The 21,179-nt window shown below is 42.2% G+C and carries 23 protein-coding genes; 10 read left to right on the top strand and 13 right to left on the bottom strand.

Features of this window, described 5'->3' with window-relative positions:
- Positions 1 to 11: 11 nt before the first annotated feature.
- Both ABH008_RS17465 and ABH008_RS17460 read left to right on the top strand, forming a co-directional pair.
- On the top strand, positions 12 to 488 hold the full coding sequence (locus ABH008_RS17465; RefSeq protein WP_347986892.1) for a hypothetical protein: 477 nt from the start codon (positions 12 to 14) through the stop codon (positions 486 to 488).
- Between the two features lie 327 nt (positions 489 to 815).
- Complete coding sequence (locus ABH008_RS17460) at positions 816 to 1,358, top strand: hypothetical protein (RefSeq protein ID WP_347986891.1); 543 nt, start codon at positions 816 to 818, stop codon at positions 1,356 to 1,358.
- 189 nt (positions 1,359 to 1,547) lie between these two features.
- Here the strand turns inward: ABH008_RS17460 and ABH008_RS17455 are convergent, their stop codons facing one another.
- The 3 genes from ABH008_RS17455 to purM form a co-directional block, all read right to left on the bottom strand.
- Positions 1,548 to 1,868 (bottom strand): hypothetical protein, encoded by a 321-nt coding sequence (locus ABH008_RS17455; protein WP_347986890.1) that lies wholly within the window; start codon positions 1,866 to 1,868, stop codon positions 1,548 to 1,550.
- A gap of 159 nt (positions 1,869 to 2,027) precedes the next feature.
- Positions 2,028 to 3,047 (bottom strand): tRNA preQ1(34) S-adenosylmethionine ribosyltransferase-isomerase QueA, encoded by a 1,020-nt coding sequence (gene queA / locus ABH008_RS17450; RefSeq protein ID WP_347986889.1) that lies wholly within the window; start codon positions 3,045 to 3,047, stop codon positions 2,028 to 2,030.
- A 359-nt stretch (positions 3,048 to 3,406) separates the two neighbouring features.
- A complete protein-coding gene (purM, locus tag ABH008_RS17445; protein WP_347986888.1) occupies positions 3,407 to 4,456 on the bottom strand; it encodes a phosphoribosylformylglycinamidine cyclo-ligase in 1,050 nt (349 codons plus the stop codon).
- 95 nt (positions 4,457 to 4,551) lie between these two features.
- On the opposite strand from purM, the gene ABH008_RS17440 reads away from it, so the two are divergent.
- Complete coding sequence (locus ABH008_RS17440) at positions 4,552 to 5,373, top strand: DUF2066 domain-containing protein (RefSeq protein ID WP_347986887.1); 822 nt, start codon at positions 4,552 to 4,554, stop codon at positions 5,371 to 5,373.
- A gap of 31 nt (positions 5,374 to 5,404) precedes the next feature.
- On the opposite strand, the gene ABH008_RS17435 is transcribed toward ABH008_RS17440, so the two are convergent.
- Both ABH008_RS17435 and ABH008_RS17430 read right to left on the bottom strand, forming a co-directional pair.
- Positions 5,405 to 6,061: a DUF3047 domain-containing protein gene (locus ABH008_RS17435; RefSeq protein ID WP_347986886.1), complete on the bottom strand. Its 657-nt coding sequence runs from the start codon at positions 6,059 to 6,061 to the stop codon at positions 5,405 to 5,407.
- Positions 6,062 to 6,267: 206 nt separating this feature from the next.
- Positions 6,268 to 6,582 carry a hypothetical protein gene (locus ABH008_RS17430; RefSeq protein ID WP_347986885.1) on the bottom strand — a complete coding sequence of 105 codons (315 nt, stop codon included), beginning with the start codon at positions 6,580 to 6,582 and terminating at the stop codon, positions 6,268 to 6,270.
- Positions 6,583 to 6,796: 214 nt separating this feature from the next.
- Between ABH008_RS17430 and ABH008_RS17425 the strand changes: the two genes are divergently transcribed.
- Together ABH008_RS17425 and ABH008_RS17420 are read left to right on the top strand one after the other, a co-directional pair.
- Complete coding sequence (locus ABH008_RS17425) at positions 6,797 to 7,399, top strand: GNAT family N-acetyltransferase (RefSeq protein WP_347986884.1); 603 nt, start codon at positions 6,797 to 6,799, stop codon at positions 7,397 to 7,399.
- A complete protein-coding gene (locus tag ABH008_RS17420; RefSeq protein ID WP_347986883.1) occupies positions 7,392 to 8,252 on the top strand; it encodes a carbon-nitrogen hydrolase family protein in 861 nt (286 codons plus the stop codon). The genes ABH008_RS17425 and ABH008_RS17420 overlap by 8 nt, the downstream gene beginning before the upstream one ends.
- Before the next feature lie 9 nt (positions 8,253 to 8,261).
- Here ABH008_RS17420 and ABH008_RS17415 read toward each other — a convergent pair whose 3' ends face one another.
- The 5 genes from ABH008_RS17415 to ABH008_RS17395 all read right to left on the bottom strand — a co-directional run bounded on the left by ABH008_RS17415 (position 8,262) and on the right by ABH008_RS17395 (position 14,701).
- Positions 8,262 to 8,957, bottom strand: coding sequence for a hypothetical protein (locus ABH008_RS17415; RefSeq protein WP_347986882.1), 696 nt, complete (start codon positions 8,955 to 8,957; stop codon positions 8,262 to 8,264).
- A gap of 219 nt (positions 8,958 to 9,176) precedes the next feature.
- Entirely contained in the window at positions 9,177 to 9,407 is a 231-nt protein-coding gene (locus ABH008_RS17410; protein WP_347986881.1) for a hypothetical protein, read from the bottom strand.
- Positions 9,408 to 10,267: 860 nt separating this feature from the next.
- A complete protein-coding gene (locus ABH008_RS17405) occupies positions 10,268 to 11,005 on the bottom strand; it encodes an SDR family oxidoreductase (protein ID WP_347986880.1) in 738 nt (245 codons plus the stop codon).
- Positions 11,002 to 12,318 carry an FAD-binding oxidoreductase gene (locus tag ABH008_RS17400; RefSeq protein WP_347986879.1) on the bottom strand — a complete coding sequence of 439 codons (1,317 nt, stop codon included), beginning with the start codon at positions 12,316 to 12,318 and terminating at the stop codon, positions 11,002 to 11,004. Before ABH008_RS17400 ends, ABH008_RS17405 begins: the two co-directional genes overlap by 4 nt.
- A gap of 4 nt (positions 12,319 to 12,322) precedes the next feature.
- Positions 12,323 to 14,701, bottom strand: coding sequence for a UbiA family prenyltransferase (locus ABH008_RS17395; protein WP_347986878.1), 2,379 nt, complete (start codon positions 14,699 to 14,701; stop codon positions 12,323 to 12,325).
- A gap of 314 nt (positions 14,702 to 15,015) precedes the next feature.
- Between ABH008_RS17395 and ABH008_RS17390 the strand changes: the two genes are divergently transcribed.
- Positions 15,016 to 15,300: a hypothetical protein gene (locus ABH008_RS17390; RefSeq protein WP_347986877.1), complete on the top strand. Its 285-nt coding sequence runs from the start codon at positions 15,016 to 15,018 to the stop codon at positions 15,298 to 15,300.
- Positions 15,301 to 15,448: 148 nt separating this feature from the next.
- Here ABH008_RS17390 and ABH008_RS17385 read toward each other — a convergent pair whose 3' ends face one another.
- Together ABH008_RS17385 and ABH008_RS17380 are read right to left on the bottom strand one after the other, a co-directional pair.
- Positions 15,449 to 15,832, bottom strand: coding sequence for a PilZ domain-containing protein (locus ABH008_RS17385; protein ID WP_347986876.1), 384 nt, complete (start codon positions 15,830 to 15,832; stop codon positions 15,449 to 15,451).
- A 2-nt stretch (positions 15,833 to 15,834) separates the two neighbouring features.
- Positions 15,835 to 16,464: an FHA domain-containing protein gene (locus ABH008_RS17380; protein WP_347986875.1), complete on the bottom strand. Its 630-nt coding sequence runs from the start codon at positions 16,462 to 16,464 to the stop codon at positions 15,835 to 15,837.
- A gap of 197 nt (positions 16,465 to 16,661) precedes the next feature.
- Between ABH008_RS17380 and pta the strand changes: the two genes are divergently transcribed.
- Genes pta through ABH008_RS17365 form a run of 3 tightly spaced genes read left to right on the top strand, consistent with a single transcriptional unit; the run spans position 16,662 to position 20,510 of the window.
- Positions 16,662 to 18,782: a phosphate acetyltransferase gene (gene pta, locus ABH008_RS17375; RefSeq protein ID WP_347986874.1), complete on the top strand. Its 2,121-nt coding sequence runs from the start codon at positions 16,662 to 16,664 to the stop codon at positions 18,780 to 18,782.
- A gap of 1 nt (position 18,783) precedes the next feature.
- On the top strand, positions 18,784 to 19,323 hold the full coding sequence (locus tag ABH008_RS17370) for a DUF2380 domain-containing protein (protein WP_347986873.1): 540 nt from the start codon (positions 18,784 to 18,786) through the stop codon (positions 19,321 to 19,323).
- The gene (locus tag ABH008_RS17365; protein ID WP_347986872.1) at positions 19,320 to 20,510 is read left to right on the top strand and encodes an acetate kinase; all 1,191 of its coding nucleotides are present in this window, start codon (positions 19,320 to 19,322) and stop codon (positions 20,508 to 20,510) included. Before ABH008_RS17370 ends, ABH008_RS17365 begins: the two co-directional genes overlap by 4 nt.
- A 31-nt stretch (positions 20,511 to 20,541) precedes the next feature.
- Here ABH008_RS17365 and ABH008_RS17360 read toward each other — a convergent pair whose 3' ends face one another.
- Complete coding sequence (locus tag ABH008_RS17360) at positions 20,542 to 20,691, bottom strand: hypothetical protein (RefSeq protein WP_347986871.1); 150 nt, start codon at positions 20,689 to 20,691, stop codon at positions 20,542 to 20,544.
- Between the two features lie 93 nt (positions 20,692 to 20,784).
- On the opposite strand from ABH008_RS17360, the gene ABH008_RS17355 reads away from it, so the two are divergent.
- A complete protein-coding gene (locus ABH008_RS17355) occupies positions 20,785 to 21,162 on the top strand; it encodes a hypothetical protein (protein WP_347986870.1) in 378 nt (125 codons plus the stop codon).
- Positions 21,163 to 21,179: the final 17 nt, after the last annotated feature.

Here is a 21,179-nt window from a genome sequence, read left to right as displayed (position 1 = left end):
AACTAGAAGAAATGCGTCAACTAATTGCAACAACCTTAAGCGTCATGGTGCTGGCTACACTTTCTGCAACCTTACATGCTGAAACACTTGGACAAATCAATATTCCAGATAAAGTAAAGGCAGATATTCTTAAAAGACATCCCAAAGCTATCGAATTACAAGCAAGTCATGAAATTCATTTCCAAAAAAAATTATTGGAAGTCAGTTTTAAGGAAGAAGGTAGTAATGATCTTATTTTAGAATTGTTCAGAGAAGACAGTCATTTGTTTGCCAATGAATTATTACTGGATGATTTAAGCGAAGCACCATCTGAAGTTAAAACGACTTTGGAAAAAGAATTTCCAGGTTATAAAGTAATAAAATCAGAAATGATTGCTAACCCTAATGGGGTGGGTGAAGAATACGAAGTGTATATACAGGTTGGTGCGGTTAATTGGAAAGTTTCGTTAACCGAAAAAGGCGTTGTGCAAGGCAAAGATCAATATTAAGCACTGCGATTCTTACTTAGTCAGTTGAAATTTTTGAGCCAGAAGGTTTAGTCTGGCTCAACGTCTGTAGTAGGTAGGGTTGAATGATAATGAAATCAAACATTAAAGCGGATAAGCTTTAAAGCACAAAGGATAGTTTGAATGTAAAGAAACTCGGTTATTTAAATGCATTTTCTGAGTTTCAGGTTGTTCAATCCAGCCTAAGGGCAAGTTATCTGGCACAATGAAACTCGCTGATTGCTTAGACTCTCGCGGCTTCGTCGAACGCTTCTGATGTCTTGAATACGGTGATTAACATAAAGAGGACATAGAATGTATTATTCCAATATGTACGAGTACGGCGTACACAACACTACGGTCGGCGTTACCGGATTTGTCACATGTATCGGTGTCGTGTTCGTAACGAACCAGCAGTTATACGCCATACACATTCCCCAAACACCCGCACGGTATGCCGATGCACAAAGGGCTTTTGGGATGTTCATTGCGCAAACTGAATCTCCAACTGTGCGGGGCGATATCCTTGTGTTCTGTAACAGTCCGCAAAGATCAGACGTTGTTAATGAGTTGCGGCCACTAATAGGTGCCCTCAATGTAAATACGAGTACACTTTACCGGCTGACTGGAGCCGGGCTGAATAACGCGGCTAACGCTGCGGCGGTACAGGTAAGTCGTCTGGTTGCGGGTGTGGGGGGCTTTGGAGTGAGTGTGAAGTACGAAGTGAATAACAACATCGCCTGGGTTGCTGGCGGTACTGGGCCGAGTGGCAGATATGCTCCTGGGATGATAGGTGGGGGTGTCGTTCCAAATGCGCCAGTTAATTGGATGAATATTACTGCGCTCAATAGCCAGATAAGCTATCCGTGGTAATTTTGCCCCCGTGTCAAATCGCATAGACAGGTGTCGACTTAACAAGACAAGCAAGCTAAGTTTCTAGTTTTTTAAAGTTTCGTGGCGGCGTTGCCGTCACTTAGTTACCCACTTACCGTTGGTTTCAAAAGTGTGACAATCAACTTTTGGCCGAAATTCGCCAGTTATCATCGGTGCTGTGCATCAAAACTATTTTTGCTCATCATTCCAACGTTTAACCCGGTTTTCCTTACGTTGTTTGTTAATGCTTTCCCACTTTGCAAATTGGTCAGCACTTAATACTTCCATAATTTCTTTATGAGACTCTTCATGGACAGCCCGAATTTCTTCGGATTGCTCATTTAAAATGCTTTCCAGTTTATATTTTTGCTCCGGTGTTAATGATAATTCGATGCTTAATCGATTTAAGCGTTGTCCTTGCCAGCCACTATAAACATTATCGCTATTATCTGCTAATACTGTAGGTAATCCCATTAATAGGCTGACGAGAAGTATATACTTGTTATGCATAGAGTTTTCTCCCAATACAGGTTAAGAGGCTTTTCAGAAATTTGTATTCATACAAATTAACTGCAAGTGGCTTAACGACTTTTACCTAACATCTATTTATATTGTGCCATTGGTTGTAGACATACCCCTTTACCCTTCGGACACATTGGGTAGTAAGCTTTAAAAAATACACATCGCATCGCCATAGCTAAAAAACCGATACTCGTTTTTGATGGCATGCTGATAGGCTTGCATAATTACCTCATAACCCGCAAATGCCGAGATCAGCATCAGTAGAGTCGATTCGGGCAAATGAAAATTCGTCAACATGGCATCAACTACTTTAAATTGATAGCCAGGAGTGATAAATAAATTAGTGTCACCGTATCCAGCCTGTAACTTGCCACTAGCTGCAGCCGATTCCAATGCACGTACCGCAGTTGTTCCAATAGCCACTACCCGACCTCCTTGTGCTTTGGTGTGAAGAATATCTGCAATAGTTTTCTCTGTAACATTGAAATATTCTTTATGCATGACATGTTGAGCTAAATCCTCCACCCGCACAGGCTGAAATGTACCGCTGCCAACGTGCAGAGTGACATAGGCTTTGGCGATGCCTCTTTTGTCCAGATACTCAAGTGCAGCTTGATCAAAATGTAATCCGGCCGTGGGAGCGGCAACCGCGCCGGCATGTTTGGCAAATAGGGTTTGATACCTATCCAGATCATCAACATCGTCAGCTCTATTGATATAAGGTGGTAAGGGTATATGACCAATGTCTGTTAATAGTTCTAGCAAGTTGCAGTCGGTACCGAAGTTTAATCGAAATAAATCCTGTTCACGCTCAATGACGCGACAAACTTTGCCATTATCCAAAATCAATTCGCCATTCGCTTTGGGGGCCTTGCTAGCTTTAATATGTGCCAACGCCTGATAAGCATTTTCTATGCGCTCAATCAATATTTCTACCTTACCACCGCTGCTTTTGTGGGCATATAAACGAGCAGGAATGACCTTGGTATCATTAAACACTACTAAATCTCGTTCCTCTAGCATATCCAGAAAGTCTGTAAAACGACTATCTGTTACGGCTCCAGAGTGTTTATCCAGTTTCAGTAAGCGACTTGCGTTGCGTTGCGGCAAGGGTTTTTGTGCTATTAAAGCATCTGGCAGGTGATAAAAAAAATCGCTTTTTTTCATAGGATGAAATGGTGGAAAGTCGGTTGGATTTACTCGCGCTAAACATAGGCAGAAATTTGTCTATGTTTGGCGCTCTGTAATAGGGACGTTGCTAGCCATTAGCTCTGCAGCCTGCAAAAATTCACTATAAAGTGATACAGCAAGATGTGGATAACTTTGTGGGTATCTTGCATAAATATCTGTTTGACGTGGTTAATTAATACACTTTTTGGGCGAAATTAATAAGCAGGTACTATATTTTTGATTTCTATATCAGTTATATAGATTATGCCTATTGATGTTTCCAGGTTACGAAAAACCTGGAAAATTATAAATTATCCCTTTTGTGCATAACTACCAGACAGTTTTTGCATGCTGGCTTAACTTAGATAATTAACGCGTTGCGCATCGGCTGCTTTTACGCCAATTTCACCTAAAGAAAAGGCCGTTTCACCCTGTTCAGCCAAAATTTGCAAGGTGGCTGCTTCATCTTCATGGTCCACACAAACTATCATGCCAATCCCACAGTTAAAAGTAACCAGCATATCCGCTAAACTGACGTTGCCCTGTTGTTGCAGCCAAGTAAAAATTGCCGGAAACTCCCAGGCTGATAGTGAGATGTTTGCACACAAACTGTCAGGTAAAACTCTGGGTAGATTTTCTGTAATGCCGCCGCCAGTGATATGAGCCATAGCGTGTACCGGTATGGTTTTTAATAAAGTCAGCAGGGTTTTGACATAAATACGCGTGGGTTCCAATAAAGTCGTGCCTAAAGGTTTGCCATGCACGGTGTCATGGAGAGACATACCACTGTGTTCAATAATTTTGCGTATCAGTGAGTAACCGTTGGAATGAGGACCAGAAGAGGCGATACCAATTAATTTGTCGCCCGCTTTAACTTTACTGCCATCAATAATCTGTTGTTTTTCAACAATACCTACGCAAAAGCCTGCCAAGTCATAATCACCATCAGCGTACATGCCCGGCATTTCTGCGGTTTCACCACCTACTAACGCAGCTCCAGCCAGTTCGCATCCAGCCCCTATGCCTTCAATTACGGCTGCTGCAGTGTCAACATCCAGCTTGCCGGTGGCAAAATAGTCCAAAAAGAATAATGGCTCTGCGCCTTGTACTATAATATCGTTTACACACATGGCAACCAAGTCGATACCGACCGTGTTATGCTGGTTAAGATCTAAAGCCAGTTTCAATTTAGTACCCACGCCGTCAGTACCCGAAACTAGTACTGGATTCTGATACCGATCTAACGGCAGTTCAAAGAGGGAGCCAAAACCACCCAATCCTGCCATTACGCCTGCATTACGGGTTTTTGCTGCAATCGGTTTGATACGCTCTACTAAAGCATTACCTGCTTCAATATCGACACCGGCGCTCTTATAATTTAGGCGATCTTGCTGTTGTTCACTCAAAGGAGGGCCTCTTGTTAAAGTTTAAAATAAAATTACCGATATTGTACTATAACTCTATAATTAAATTGGTAGGTAGGCTGTGTATAAAGGATTTTATGAATAAGAGATTTTGGCGACATACATTATTGGTTGGGATTTTATTATTTTGCAATCCACTGGCAGCACTGGAAGTTAAAGGCTTATTCGAGGTTGAGCTGGTTGCACGTAGCGAATCGACAGAAGATCGGGATCAGGCCATAAAGCAGGCTTTATATGCAGTTTTAGACCGTATTTTAATTTCTGAGGATATTTCCAAAATTCCGGTGGTTCAGGAAATGCTGCTAGCTGCCCAGCATTATGTCAAGCAATCACAATATTCTTTATTACCTGCCGATGAGTATGCGGATACCGGGGCGCGTCTATACCGGGTTCAATTTGATGAAGATCAGGTATTACAAATGTTAAGTAAAACCCAGGTAGGTATTTGGAGTGAAATAAGGCCAGAAACCTTGTTATGGCTAGTGGTTGATGCCGATGGCTCCCGGCAGTTTTATAATGCGGATGCCATGCCGGATATTGAAAGTGCTTTGACCTTTTCGGCTAAAATCAAAGGTGTGCCCATCATTTACCCGCTGTTGGATATTGAAGAACAACAGAAAATTTCTGTAAATGATGTGCTAGGTACCGATTCCAGAAATTTGTTATCTGCTTCTAGTCGTTACGAGGCACCGGCAGTAATGGCTGGCAGATTGTTAAAAAAAGCCGATTGCTGGCAGAGCGAATGGGCATTTTATTTTGACGGTAAAATCAAGCAGTGGAGTAGCAGTTGTCAAGGGCTTAAACCAACCATAGCAGCGGGTATAAAAGGGGCTTACACTGTGTTGTCTAATTACTATGGCCTAAAGCCGCAAACGCCAATTGTACCGGCAATTAAGTAGCGGATAGATTGCGTGGGGACCCCACTATAAGCTAATGCTTTGAAAACCAGATATCCCCATAATAGGCGGTTACCTGACTATGGCTGTCGTCACTGTCTGACATTACCGCAACCGCATCAATGTAGCGTATATCTTCCCCGTAAAGCTTTTTCAGATCGGCACGTACATTGCGTTTTTCGTTAAGCCAAATATTCGGTTCGGCTTCTGGGCCGCGCAAAGCCAGCATCATTAACTGTTTGCCAGAATAAGCATTTGGCCAAACTGTTTCTTTGTTCGCTGAACTCGACCAAACATAATTGATCGCTTTGGATTCCCAGAATGCCACACCACCATTGACGATAACGTACAATCTGGCAGCATAATCATCACCTTCTTTGGTTTGTTCTATCAGCCCGTTTAGACGATTAGTAATGCGCCACGACCAGTTTAGAATGGGGGTTTCATCAAGATCAACGCGTTGTTCTTTAAATAATCCCGATGCAGAGTTTTTACTATTCGCTTTAAGGACGGTGACATCACCCAGTGTATCCAATTGGTATTGCGTTTCACCCAAGGCAATTTTTCGATCCCAACCTTCCATTTGTTTGTTGCTAAATTCCCCAATGACCAGTTTAGTTTCAGTATGGGTGTCTGCCATACAAAATGGAGAGGCTAAAACGGTAAATAATAAAATACAGAGTTTTTTCATCAAGCTGTCCAACAGTGTTTGGCGTGACTCATCCTCATTGAGAGTACGAGATTAGCTGCATAGTATAACGCTGCAGCTTGGCTTGAAATATGACAGTTAATTGACAGCACGGGGTCGTTGTCATTGTCCTTAGATTGTTAAGTTGTTTGGTCTTAATTGTGTGTTTCTGTATATCTAAAGTTAGTCGCGATAGCTAGCCAATTGCGCTAGTATTTATCTGTCTCATCTTTAATGACCGTATATTCAGCTTCAAGACTATCCGCAACCTTTGTCTGCTGTGCATTTTTGAAAAGTCGCCAAGCTTTGTAACTCAAAATGCCAGCTGGAATTAACAATAAGACAAAAAAGGCTGAAAAAAATATGATGGAAACTAAACCGCCAATGATCATCGCTGGAATGGTCAGTAAATTGGAAAGACTAAAAGTACCTGTTTCTGGCGTTATGCCATGTGCATTTGCTTCCAAGCGTTTATTAGGGTCGGAGGCGTTAACAACCACTACTTTTTTATAAATTTTAAACATATTATCCTGCTAGAAATTTGGAGTCTGATGAATTTTCTACTTACTTTGATGCTGCAATCTGGTATCTTTATAAGAGGGTAAAGCCACTGTATTAGTTCATCTACGCATTTAGAGTTTTGCTTAAAACCAAGCGTTAGAGATAGACGTTATTATCCTTATTCATCAGTAAAGCTTAGCTTACTGATGTGTTGAAGCTAAGAAAATTAATAAGATTATGAGTAACAATATCCGCATTCAACGCCTGAGTGGCGAAGCGCTACGCCATTATATTCCTGAATTGGCACGGTTGCGTATCGAAGTATTTCGCGATTTTCCCTATTTATATGACGGGGATTATGAATATGAAAAAAATTATCTACAGACTTATATCAATTGTCCTGAAAGTGTCATTGTACTCGCGTTTGATGCGGATGCCATTATTGGTGCATCGACTGCGATACCGTTGAAATATGAAACAGAGGAAGTGCAAAAACCTTTTATCGATCTAGGCTATCAGCCTGAGGATATTTTTTACTGCGGAGAGTCTGTATTGAATAAAGCCTATAGGGGTTTGGGAATAGGTGTACGCTTTTTCGAACAGCGCGAAGCGCATGCTGCCGATTTGGGTGGCTTTAAACACATTACTTTCTGTTGTGTTGAACGCCCTGTCGATCATCCCCGTCGCCCAACTGACTATGTACCCTTGGATGCATTCTGGAACAAGCGTGGCTATGTAAAACATCCAGAACTGCAAACCACCTACACCTGGAAAGATTTGGATGAAACTAATGCCAGTGCAAAACCCATGACTTTTTGGTTGCGAGAAGAACATGCCTAAAATTGCCACTGCTCAATATGACATCAGTTTTTTGGAAACTTGGCCGAATTACGAAGCAAAAATTCGGCGTTGGGTGTCAGAAGCTGCTAATCAGAAAGCGGATATCCTGCTGTTTCCAGAATATGCCTGCATGGAACTGGCTTCATTGTTTCCACAAGCCGTCTATGCGTCATTAGCTGGACAGCTAACTGCTTTGCAAACCTTGTTACCGGATTATCTACACTTATTTAAAACACTGGCTACTGAATATGGTGTCTATATTCAGGCGGGTACCTTTCCGGTACAGCATGAGAATGGCGAGTTTCGTAATCATGCCTATTTTTTTACGCCCCAAGGAGAGGTAGACTTTCAGGAAAAATTAACCATGACACGTTTTGAAAACGAACAATGGCATATTTCCAGAGGTTTTGAGATTAAAGTGTTCGATACGCAATTTGGCAAAATAGCTATTAACATTTGCTACGATAGTGAGTTCCCACACTATGCCCGCCGACAGGCAGAGCACGGGGCTGTACTGATTTTAGTACCCAGTTGTACCGATGCACTAGCTGGTTATTACCGAGTGCGTATTGGTTGCCAGGCTCGAGCGCTAGAAAACCAGTGCTATGTGGTGCAGGCTTCGCTGGTCGGAAATGCCGACTGGTCAGAGGCTGTGGATGTCAATTGTGGGGCCGCTGCCATCTATACGCCAGTCGACAGAGGCTTTCCTGATACTGGCATACAGGCAATTGGAGAATTAAATCAGGTGCAATGGGTATATGCTGATCTGGATTTTGCGGCTATCACTCAGGTTAGAGACATTGGGCAGGTGTTTAATTATCAGGATTGGCCTAAGCAGTTTGATTGTCGATGATAGAGTCTGTTATTTAAAAATCGCTTTAAATCCAACAATGCCGTAAAACTCATTTCCGGAATTATGCTCAGGTACACCCACCCCTACATAGTACTGTTTCCAAAATACGTTGATATTGGCACCGGAAATATTATTATGGCCAGAAAAATAATCGGCTTGTAGTTGCCATGATTCAAGGTATTTAATTAATAATCCACCCGTATAGCCAACCGTATTGGTGGTTGTGGCTAAATCCTTATCCACAAAATAAGGCCCAGCATGCAGATTAAGTGTATCATCTGGCTGGTACACAGCCAGGGCATAATCAGCGTTGTGCCACTTCATGGGGCCACTAAATACGGTACCGTTTTGGCTACCAATAAGCGCCTGCCAGTCATCCGTAATATCAAGAGTTTGTGATAAATTGATGTAGCTATCGCACTGATAATTTTGTGCGCCACCACCCGCCACTGGACAGTTATAAGTGGCAATTTGTATATCGCTGCCATTTTCAAAGGAATAATCCAAGCTAGCATTGATGTAGTAGGTGTCCACTGGCAAGGCATTCCCTGCCGGTGATGTTTGATTGGGATTATGGTAATAGTTTTGTTCTACCTGGAATGTCCACTCCCCCTCGCCAGCGTTGGGTGTGGTATCAATTTTACGCTGACCTTTTGCATAGGCCAATACGGGTAACAGCACAAATAATAGCAGTATTATTTTCATTTATAATAAGCGGAGTGACAGCGCTGGTATTAAAGCATAGCTAAACAACTCTGCAAAATTGCCATAGTTTGCGTTGTCATGTTATCCAGTCTTTACGTCTTAAATTAGCTTGTCTATACCGCTATGCCTGCTGACATTGGTAGGCAGGTTTAGTTAAAAAAGCGTATTATTTAAGGTAGAGACTGGATATGACTCAGCTAGTCTTATCTATGCCCAGCTTCATATGCCGCCAATGATATAGCTCGAATAGCTGTTGGTTTTTTGAAATTGCATGACAGGTATTTTATCCTGCTGTTCGCTTAATACCTTGGCAGGAATCAAGCATTCACAATGTATACAGATATAATTGCCTGTTGCTGCACCATAGGCAAATTCCTGAATAAGTGATTCGTGATTACACGTTTTGTTTCTTACTAATCTATTCGTCATTTCAAATGTTTGCGTTGTCATAATATTCCCTTAAAACTGTTTTGCAGTCTGCAAACTTCCCTTAAAGCGGGTGATCGTTGCCATTACTGCGCCGATATAACCTAAAGACTCTACCTGAGGTCCTGTAGAGACGATATTACCAGTAAAAATTTCCTCTGCTGAGGAGAAAACCTAATAATACAGGTGGCATAATCACCTGCATTACAACTTAAACCATATAAAGTTTACGCAATTGATACGTCTAAAACTGAGACATAGCTTAAAAAATAAGTAATTACTGGATTTTTTATTCAATTATGTGTCAGGTTCTTTTGCGCTTAAATAAAGACTTTATACGTATTTAATTTAAAGCCAGTATCGTGCCATTAAGTATAAATTATTTTAATTCAATAGCTTGAGTATTTTTTGTGTAAGTAGTTAAATTAAATGACTCATGAGTGGTTGAAATAAACCGGCTGCGGTGTGCATTTCAACAAGTGTAGTGTGAAAATGTAAGTTGCATACTAGTGACTCTAAATCTATCCAAGTTTGAGTTTGACATCGCTGTATAGTCAGGTTTTTATATTCAGCAAAATTAACTTAGCATTTTTAAGAAAGTGGATCGTTTTTATTTGCAGGATTTTCTAGTTTTTAAAACTGCATGGATAGTATTTTACTAATACACGAAGTCAACCATAAAGAAGTGTTAATTTATGATATAGCTGGGCATACAAAGGTTGATAGCTACGCAGATAAGTCGAAAAAACTTAGGGTGCCTAGTACGATACGATCAGTATGAAGAAGTAAAATTTTTTATAAATCCACCCATCATACTGCCCGTATGAAAATCTGGAACACCCCTTAACATCAGGTATGCGGAATATATTCTCTTGCGTCGAGACCTATAATTTAAGCTTAACAAACACAAATTCGGGAATATGTTTAATGATCAGCATAATCCACAGCCAAAACCAGGGGGTATAAAAGATACCGTTTTTACCGTTGGCTGCATTGACAATATCTTTTGCCACTTTTTCCGCTGAAGCCCATAGTGGACCCTTTTTAAAATCTGCAGTCATGGGGGTATCTACAAAACCAGGCTTAATGGTCAGTACAGTGATTCCTGATTTTTGTAAACGCTGCCGTAAACCCGAGGTAAAGGCAGTCACTAAGGCCTTTGCGCTGCCATACACATAATTACTTTGCCGACCTCTATCGCCTGCTACCGAGGAGATAACAATAATGGTGCCGGATTTACGCGCTTCAAAGCGGTTGGCAATTTGTGTTAATAAAGCAACGACCGACAAAGCGTTAGTTTGTATTTCTTGTAAGGTAAGATCAACAGATTGCTGGCAGGCGGCTTGATCAGAGAGGGTGCCGTGAGCAATAAGGACTGTATCCAAGCCTTGCAGGGTTTCTTCTGCGGTATCCAACATGGCCGTGTGTGCGGCGAAGTCATTGACATCCAGACTCAATAGTCCCACTTTAGTGCTGCCTCGAACTTCCAAGTCGGCGGCGAGATTGACCAGTTTGCTGGTGCTACGTGCCACCAGAAATAATTGATCGCCGGTTTGTGCCCAGTTTCGGGCTGCGGCTTCTGCGATGGCTGACGTTGCGCCGATAATTAATATTTTTTTCATTTATCCTCCATCACCCGCCGCCAGAACGACGAGGAAAATTGTGGGTCTATATAAGTACTAAATGCTTGCCAGTTTTGATAACCGCTCCGAAACAGACTGCCGGGCATGCGCCCGTCTTTAGCCGGATACAATCGACCACCTGCTTGACTGACAATAGTGTCCAAACGCTCGAAAAGTTGATGCAGTTTTGCGCCTCGGTTTGGGAAATCCAGGGCCAGGCTGACACCGGGTAGCGGAAAAGACAACATACCGGGCGATTTGACATCACCACACAGTTTAAGCACAGCTAGAAAAGACCCCATGCCGCTGTTAGCAATAGCTGTTAATAAGTCGGTAATGGCAGCTTTGCCGGTAGCCGTAGGTATTACGCACTGGTATTGGTAAAATCCGCGAGGACCATACATGCGATTCCATTCCAGTAAGCCGTCCAGCGGATAGAAAAAGGGTTCGTAATGTTGAATCTGTCGAGATTGGCGGGGAATTTGTTTGTAGTAATAAGCCGTATTAAACGCTTTTAGTGTCAAGGCGTTAATCATGGAAATAGGCGGGACCAATGGAAAAGTTCGCGTTTTAGACTGATAATTTTTCAATTCACCCGCTGGCGCGTGGTTGCCACGCATAAATAAACCGCGTCCTAAACGTTTGCCTGTGCCAGCACAATCCACCCAGGATACAGTATATTCATAATCTTGATCAGAGGCATCACATAGTTCAAAAAAGTCATCGAGATTATCGTAGCGTATAGTTTCGGTGCTTACCCAGGGGCTACGAATGCGTTGCAGTTGTAATTGGGCATAGCTAATCACGCCCGTTAAGCCTAATCCGCCAATAGTGGCAGCAAAGTAGGCTTGATTCTGGTCTGGCGCGCAAAATAAGCGCTGGCCATCCGAACGTAATAATTCCAGTCCCAGTATATGACGGCCAAAAGTGCCGGTACGGTGATGATTTTTGCCGTGTACATCATTGGCAATGGCTCCACCCACAGTCACAAAGCGTGTACCCGGTGTGACGGGTAAAAACCAGCCTTGTGGCACTACTAAGGTTAAAATTTCGGCTAGTAATACACCTGCTTCGCAGCTTAATACACCGTTAACTGTATCGAAATTAATGAAACGGTTCAGGCTGCGGCAAAGTAAAGCCGCTCCACCGGAGTTTAGACAGCTGTCACCATAACTGCGCCCGTTGCCGTAAGGTAAAAAGTTTTCAGCCATTTCAGGCAAATTCGGCAGATTGTTAGAACGGTCAGTCAGGCTGATAAGGGACTGTTCACTTGTTAGTACACGTCCCCAGGAACTAAGCGCTTGCTGAGTCATGTTTTTATACCGCCAATGTGACCGCAATCGCTGCCAGAGCGCCCACAGCCAGACTGATGCGGTCTTTCATGGCAAACACTACAGGATCGTCATGCATTTTGCCGCGGTGGGCTTTCAGCCAGACGCGACTTATCCAGTACAACAGTAATACGCATAACATCCAGATGGCCTGGGGGTGATGATAGAGAGATTGTACTTCTGGAGAGTTAATATACAGTGCCAATACCAGTACACATAAATTACCGGACGCTGTCCCCAAACTATGTAGAATAGGTAAGTCCTCAATATGATAACCGCGTCCTGCCGCTTTTAGTTTACCTTGGCGTTGCATGGCATCCAGTTCGGCATAACGTTTAACTAATGCCAGGCTAAAGAATAAAAATACCGAAAACAGTAATAGCCAAAACGATAGAGGAACTGCAATAGCCGTAGCACCAGCGATGATGCGGGCGGTATATAAGCCAGCCAGCGTGATAGTGTCGATCAGTACAATACGTTTCAAGCCGAAAGAGTAAGCCAGTGTCAGTGTGTAATAAGCTCCCAGTACTTCGCAAAAGCGCACAGGTAATTGGCTGGCGATCAACAAAGCTGCAATCAATAGCAGGGGTACCAGAAAAAATCCAGCTATCAACGATAAATTACCCGAGGCGAATGGACGTTTACATTTTCTGGGGTGTTGACGGTCAACTTCCAGATCAAGCATGTCATTTAGCAGGTAGACGGAAGATGCACATAGCCCAAAAGCTAAAAATGCCAGTAAAGCTTGTTCAATAGCGCCATTATTGGTTAATTTATGTGCGGCAGCCAGTGGGATAAAAATTAGCACATTTTTTGCCCACTGATGAGGGCGTAAAGCTTTGATTGCAGGTTTAAAGAAACCGTTTGTTTTCGGAAAAACTGCTCGGAGTTCGGTAAGTTTGCCCGCTTCTTGACTGAGGGATTCTTTACAATTAACGGCGATTGCCGCTTGGCTGTGTTGCCAAACTTTCAAGTCGATATGCGCATTGCCACAGTAATCAAAACCTTTTTCACCAAACTTTTCCACCAGTTGAGCTGCTTTACGTTGTCCTGACAGGTTTAATTCATCACTGCTGGCCAACACCCCGGTAAAAATTGGAATATGGGTGGCGACTAAATCGGCTAGCCGATGGTTTGATGCTGTACATAACCATAATTCTCGACCTGATTGATGTTCAGTTTCTAACCAAGCCAAAAAAGCTTGGTTGTAAGGTAGAGCGGCAGCATTCAAGACAACGCGCTGAGCTATTTGCGCTTTTAATGCGGCTTTACCTTTACTAAGCCACAATGGCAGCAAAAAAACATAGAGTGGATTGCGTTTAAGTAATAGCAATAAACTTTCCAGTAATAAATCACTATGTATAAGTGTGCCATCCAGATCGACACATAGGGGTGTTTGCGCGGTTGTCTGAGTCATTGAAAAATAAATCTCACGGTTAGGTTTGGGACGTAGAGCAAAAACAGCCAGCCAGCCAATTGCAACGGCTAGCCATAAGGTTAACAAGCGACAAATCAGTGTCAATAATAACGCATCGGGTAGTGGATAGCCGTGGGCAGTGAGCAGAGCAATCATTACCGCTTCTGTCCCGCCTAAGCCGCCCGGTAAAAAAGACAATGCTCCAACAATCACCGCGATGGAATAGATACCAATGGCGGTGGGCATATCCATACTCACCGCTGGTGTAATATGACCAATGACCATTAGCCCTAAACCTTCACAACCCCAAGCGAGTAAACCAATAGCAAAACCAAAACTCAATATGCCTGGTTGCAGCAGTTGTTTGGCTGATAATAGAGTGCGTACCACCGTTTGCAAAACTTTTTGTATAGGTGCGGGAATTCGGTGCAGGGTATTGGTGTACAGGGCAATGCGTTGCCACGGAGCTAGCGTCAACATCAGCATGATGACAACGATAACAGTCACGGCACCCCAAATTAAACCTTGATAAGTTGATGAGGCGGCTGCAAGCGAGGCCAATGCAATCATGGCCAGTAAATCCATTAAACGCTCAACAAAAAATGCCGCTGCCGTGTTGGACATGGAAACACCGGAATTTTGCAGATACCGACCTCGGACCATTTCACCGACTTTACCGGGCGATAAGGTAAAAGCAAAACCGGCAATGTAAGTTAAGGCTGAGTAGTTGAATTTAAGTGTATGTCCCAAGCGAGATAAATACACCGTCCAGCGTATGATACGCAACAAGTAATTTAATAACGACAGTACTGCAGCTAGCAGGACTGCATCCCAGGCAGCATAAATCGGTGCAATTTTGATTTGTGCTATATCATTCCTAAAAACTACCACACACCAAGCGAAAAAGCCAAAAGCGACGGTAAAATACAACACTTCTTTCAGTTTCATGAAGAAGTGAACTCCCTTTAATGTTATAAAAGTTTATTGTCGCATGACATGGCGAGTGAGCCAAATATTACAGTTTTATTTAAGGTTTTTGATTGTTAAACATTTATTAATGATTGTTAAATTGACATAGATAAGAAAAATGACACATATTTGTTACAATAATTAAGTAAAATGGCCTGATAAAATACGCGTAATGTTTAGTTTAAAGATAGACGACTAGTAATCTTATAACTTTAAAATCGATCTGCTTTTTTATGTCAATCAGCCCAAAATGACAAAGTGTCATGGATTATTTTTAGAGAAAAGACAATTTTATGCAAAAAACTGATGATATACCTATGTGGGTGTTTCTAGCCCTTTCCAGTATAGAAACACGTAAAGGGGCAATGCTATTAATTTTTAGTAATGTGTTGTTTAGTGCTTATTGTGTACCTTGGGTGGCTTTATATCCGAGTGTTGAATGGGTGACTCAGCTATTTTTGATCGAAGATTGGGAATGGTTTTTGATGTCAGCACCGATGAATATTTGGTATTGGTTTAGCGTCAAATGGGTAGATAAAAACCGAGGGTGGCAAACTAAAGCGGTCAAAGCAACATAAGCAAAAAATTATGGGCTTTATGCACAAACACTGCCAAAACTAGAAATACGGCGTGTCGGTAAGTTCGATAGATACCCAAGGCTTAAACAATCACACATCGCTGTATGTATAAGCCGTAGACTTGGGTTTATCTTGTCACAATAAGGGTTTATTGTGAGTGATTAAAGTCGTTTAAAGCGATTAGCTCTCGATCCAAAATCTCACTATTACCTAAATTCAGTTCCACTAGTCTTCGTAAATTGGTAATGCTGTCAATATCAATATGTTGGCAAATAAAACCTATATGATTACCCGTTTCATGTACAGCACTGATATCCATAATAATACTTTCATCATCGCTTAGGGTGATGTTTAAGGTATTAAGCATACCCTTTTGTATATTCAAAGGTTCAGCAAACGCCAACAAACAACCTTTTAGGGAAATGTCAATTATTTTGCAGGGTATGGAAATATTGGTACTGATTAGAACGGCTTCTGCGTTATACAAGGCGCGATGAAAACGGCGTTTTTCTTCGGTTTTTTCAATAGTCATAACTAATCCAGAAAGAATTGCAGGGGGGTATTATCAACCAAAAGCACATCATTATTATGCAGTTTTATAATTCTGTCGCCTAAGGGATGGTCGTTTACAGCAATATCGGGGTGTTCTTCCAGTGCGGAAATATAATAACCTAATTTTCGGCGGGCAATAATCACCACACCTTCATCTTGATGCCCTAAACTGGTTAAAGCATTTTTTAGGGGCAAAATTCGACCAATGTATTCGCCGTCTAAATATTGCAGATGAGCGTCCGGCAAGCGGTCGCTGTCTATCATTTCCTCTGCAAAGCCTTGAAAACTTCGGTTTTTGGAAACATTGTTAGCTGTGGTCAGGAAATAGGGTTTGGTGTAGACGATATTATGTTTGCCAATATTGATAACATCTTCATTATCCAGGCAACATTCTTTCATGGGCATGTGATTAATCAACAGAGGATATTTTTCATTCATCTGTTTTAAAATGCATATACCGTCTTTAATAACGGCAACAGCATGGGCTGGAGCCACTGCTAAACTGTCGATCACTAAATCATTACTCTCATCTCGACCAATATGAATAATACCTGATGAGAAAACACTGGCTTGTATAAGTTTGTCTTTGTAATAAACGCTAAATTTTGCCATCTTTAATTTATAATTAGCCCTAACGTTGTTGATATCGTTCAGATGCTGAGGTTACTTTCCAGTCTACCCAGATTTAAATTTTTTGCATTAATACTATAGCAAATACCAGCCAGAAAGTGCAGTTTGTGAGGTGGCAAAAAAAACCTCCCTTGACACGCCGTTTCTAAAGTAGAATCTTGTTTTTTGCGTCTGCAACTATGATAAACAAACACTCGGGTTTGATAAGCTGTATTTCTCAAAACATCTATATTAGTGGTGCAGATGAGTGTAGTGGTAGTACTGCAATTATACTTGCTATGATGGAAATGTTGTCAGGTTATGCTGGCAATACTTGCATATTTAGGCCCATCATACACAGCAGTGCTGAACAAGATCAATTAATTCAGTTAATTCGTGATCGTTATTCATTAACACAGCCTTATACAGCTCTTTACGGTTGCAGTAGCGAACAAGCCAGTAAATTGTTGGCAGATGAACAATACGATGAATTATTAAAAATAATTTTGGCGAAATACATGGCGCTTAAAGTTCAATGTGAGCAGGTGCTGTGTGTGGGGGCAGAGTATAGCCACGGCGATTTTGTTTCCGAATTCGACTTTAACGCTGACGTAGCCAATAATTTGGGTTGCGTTTTAATGCCATTGTTACAAGCAGCCGAAAAAAGTAACGAAGAAATTTTAGATCAATTAGCCAGCTTAAAACATGCGTTGCACGAACATAGTAGCGGTTTTCTTGCTGCAGTGGTTAATAGTGTTGCCATAGAGCAGGTTGAAAGCTTGCGTAAAAGTATTAGTGCTATCCCAGATTTTCTAAGTTATGTGATTCCTTGCGAACCGTCTTTAGAAAAGCCAACGGTTGGTAACATAGCGGATGCGTTAGGGGCAAAGGTGTTTTCTGGAAATAGTGATGCCCTGAGTCGTGAAGTTCAGCACTACAAAGTCGCGGCTATGCTGGTGCCAGATTTTTTGGAGTATGTGGAAGATGGCGATTTAATTATTACACCCGGTGATCGGTCAGACATTATTCTCGCCAGTCTTCTGACTTACTACTCAAAAAACTATCCGCAAATTGCGGGCATATTGCTTACCGGGCATCAGGAACCGCCTCGCCAAGTTAAAGACTTGTTGGCTAATAGTCAGGGCGATATTCCGTTTGCCATGCTCAGTGTCGAATATGATACGTTTAATGCGGCTATAAAAGTCAGTCAAGTACGTGAGCGGTTAAACTCGAAAAATCAACGTAAAATTGCTAAAGCCTTGGGGTTTGTAGAGAGCAATATCAATATGATAGAGCTCACAAAGTGCTTATGCGCGCAAACTACTACAAAAATGACACCGCTAATGTTCGAGTACAATCTAGTGCAACGAGCTAAGGCCAAGAAGCAACATATCGTTTTGCCCGAAGGTACAGAAGAGCGTATTTTAAGAGCGGCGGAAATATTGTTGTTACGTGATGTAGTTAAAATTACCCTGTTGGGTGACAAGGACACTATCCACAAAAAAATTCAGGCGTTGGCATTAAAATTATCAGATGTTGAAATCATAGATCCACTGGACTCACCCTTGCGCGCATTATTTGCTGAAACATATTATCAAGCCCGCAAGCATAAAAATGTCGTTTATGATACAGCGTATGACTTGATGGCGGATGTGAGTTATTTCGGCACATTAATGATACATCTTGGCTATGCCGACGGTATGGTTTCAGGCGCTGTTCACTCCACTCAGCATACGATACGTCCAGCCTTTGAGATTATTAAAACCAAACCAGGGGCGACTATTGTTTCTAGCGTATTTTTCATGTGCCTGGAAGATAGAGTATTAGTTTACGGCGACTGTGCAATCAATCCAAATCCAAACGCACATGAATTAGCGGATATTGCTGTGAGTGCTGCCGATACTGCACTCAATTTCAATATTATTCCCAAAGTGGCCATGCTCTCTTATTCAACTGGTGATTCGGGTAAAGGCGAAGCTGTTGATAAAGTGCGTGAGGCGGTTAAAATTGCTAAACAGCTCCGTCCGGATTTAAAGCTGGAAGGGCCAATGCAGTATGATGCGGCTGTTGATGCAGAAGTGGCTAAAACAAAATTGCCGGGTAGTGAAGTTGCTGGTCAGGCTAATGTATTTATTTTTCCCGATCTGAATACGGGAAATAACACCTACAAAGCGGTGCAGCGCTCTTCCGGTGCCATTGCCATTGGTCCTATTTTGCAGGGATTGAACAAGCCAGTAAACGATTTAAGTCGCGGTTGCACAATTACCGATATTGTTAATACTGTCATCATTACCGCTATTCAGGCACAGGAATGTAAATAATATGCGCCTCTTGGTTTTTTTATTGTTTAGTTTGCACAGTTTAAATGTGTCTGCAATGCCCCGTATCGCTATTCTGGATTTTGAATTAAAAGATATGACCTTAGCCCCCGGAATTTCCGCAGAAAGAGAACGTACGGCCAGCGTAAAGCCTTTGTTGGAGAACGCGTTAAAGTCAGCGGGTTACCAGCTGATTAGCATCCCCCTTGCTGCACAACAAGCCGCTAATAGTGGTGTTGGTTATCTGTTTGATCATGCGGATAGTGCGGCAAAATTAGGTAAAGAGTATGGCGCTGATTATTTATTGGTAGGTCGTTTGCATAAGCCCAGTTTTTTATTCGTGTATTTAATGGGAAACTTGGTGAATACCCATACAGGTGTTTGGTTGGGTAATTTCATTACTGAATCCAAAGGGGGTGACATTAAGTTAACCCAAAAAGCCGTAGAAAGTTTGGCTGTTAAAATGGATAAAGTACTTGAGCAGCGTTATACGCCGCCCGCACCTAATCGCTTAACTTCCATGCAGGCGGTAACTATAAAATGAAAATTTTGGTGTTAAATGCGGGAAGTTCCTCGGTAAAATACAGTTTATTTGCCATGCACAATCACAGTGTTTTGGTCGCTGGTCTCATTGAGCGTATAGGTGAAAAACAAGCCGTGCATCGGTTTAACGCCGCCGGGGCAGCTCAACAAATGCTGGAAATGGAAATTGCCAATCATCAGGCGGCGTTGCAAGAGCTGTTCAGAATCCTTTCTGCATCTGGGTTATTGGCTGATAGTCGTGATTTGGCTTGTATTGGTCATCGGGTGGTGCATGGTGGCGAACACTTTTGGCAACCCGCCTTAATTACCCCGCAAGTGTTGGCACAAATTACGGCCACTATTCCCTTGGCACCCTTGCATAATCCTGCCAATTTACTCGGTATTCAAGAAGCAATTAAGCAAATGCCAATAGTGCCGCAAGTGGCAGTATTTGATACGGCTTTTCATCATACGATGCCTGATTACGCTTATCGCTATGCGTTGCCTGCCGAGTTTTATCGCGAACAGCGTGTACGCCGTTACGGATTTCATGGTACTTCGCATGGTTATGTCGCCAAGCTGGCTGCCCAGTTTTTGGGCAAACCACTGGCGGAAACCAATTTGATTACACTACATTTGGGGAATGGCGCCAGTGTAACTGCTATTGAGAACGGTAAAAGTGTGGATACCTCCATGGGTTTGACCCCTCTGGAAGGTGTCATGATGGGTACTCGTTGTGGTGACATCGATCCGGCTATTATTTTTTATTTGGGTCGCACCTTGAATATTTCCAACGATGCTATTGAAACGCTGCTGAATAAAAACAGTGGCTGTAAAGGCGTGTGCGGCGAGAACGATATGCGTAGCATACACAAATTGGCGGAGTCGGATAATCTGGAGGCAAAACTGGCATTAGCTATGTATGCCTATCGCTTAAAAAAATATATCGGCGCTTATTTCGCCGTGCTTAACCGGGTGGATGCGCTGGTTTTTACGGGCGGTATAGGCGAAAACGATGCCTGGCTGCGGGAAACGTGCTGCGCGAATCTCTCTGCGCTGGGTATTGATATTGACCACGAAAAGAACCAAACGCCGTTACGGCCTTGTGCCGATATTAGTGCTAGTCGGGTGGCTGTGCTGGTAATAAAAACGGATGAAGAATTGGAAATTGCTATACAGGCTAAGCAGTGTTTGGAAGCCGTGGTGTAAGTTTTCTTGATTACCTATAAGCTCTAGATCGTTAAAACCTATGAGTGGTCAACCATTCAGATTTTGCTGCGTGGCTTTCCAGCAAAGGACGCCGTGAATACATCCGTGTAGGCTCTGGCATGGCGTCCATGCCATGCAAGCCTTTGCCGGAAAGCCACGCAGCAAAATCCAGGTTGGTCATCACTTCAAGTTGATTAGCTAATTCTTTAATTACATGAGAACAGGTAATTTAGAGTTGTGTGGCTAATCTTTTATGTAAACAGGTAAGTTTCTAATGTTCAATTCGCATATTTTCGGCTTTATTGCTTTATTCGGAGGTCTTTATATTATTCCGGTCACCTTATCTATTTGTGGAGCAATGTTTATCTTACGAAATTCTGCTGCGAAAATAAAAGGCTTTGAATGGAATGTCCTGTATGCACCTTTGCTAATTTGGTTTCTGCTTACAATGTTTGCACCGCACTGGAGTGGAAAGTCCTTATCTAATTTCATTGAGATGTTGTATATAGGTTTGCTGGTTACAGCTATTACCGTAGTTCGAAGTATATTTGGGTTTTGGTATCCAGAAAAATATCATGTAAAGTGGTATTTGAGGGCTGTTTTTCTTACCCCGTTTTTTGTTTGGTTTGCTGTTCCTGGTCTTGCTGAATGAATACTAAACTCAGTCAC

Source organism: Methylomonas sp. AM2-LC (assembly GCF_039904985.1).
Taxonomy (GTDB): Bacteria; Pseudomonadota; Gammaproteobacteria; order Methylococcales; family Methylomonadaceae; genus Methylomonas.
This window is presented reverse-complemented; position numbering and strand designations above follow the sequence as displayed.